Below are 223 nucleotides of genomic sequence, written 5' to 3'. Positions count from 1 at the left end.
CATGATGCGTCCCGACAGCAAAGTCGAAAAGGTTTACCTCTACCCCAAGCCTGTGGATTTTCGAAAATCCATCGACGGCCTCACCGCCCTGGTCGAGCTGGACATCAAAGTTGCCGTGTTCGACCCCGTACTTTTCGTCTTCCTCAATAAAGCCCGTAACCGCATCAAGGTGTTGTACTGGGAGCGCAACGGCTTCTGCCTTTGGCTCAAGCGCCTCGAAGCC

General features: G+C 54.7%; 1 protein-coding gene. It reads left to right on the top strand.

The features are described from left to right. Nucleotide 1: 1 nt before the first annotated feature. The coding region (gene tnpB / locus HU770_RS26945; RefSeq protein WP_238349563.1) for an IS66 family insertion sequence element accessory protein TnpB at nt 2-223 on the top strand (222 nt) is incomplete at its 3' end.

Origin of the sequence: Pseudomonas sp. SWRI68, assembly GCF_014269165.1 — a bacterium.
Lineage (GTDB): Bacteria > Pseudomonadota > Gammaproteobacteria > Pseudomonadales > Pseudomonadaceae > Aquipseudomonas > Aquipseudomonas capeferrum.
The sequence above is the reverse complement of the archived record's forward strand: the minus strand, read 5'-3'. Positions and strand labels throughout refer to the sequence as shown.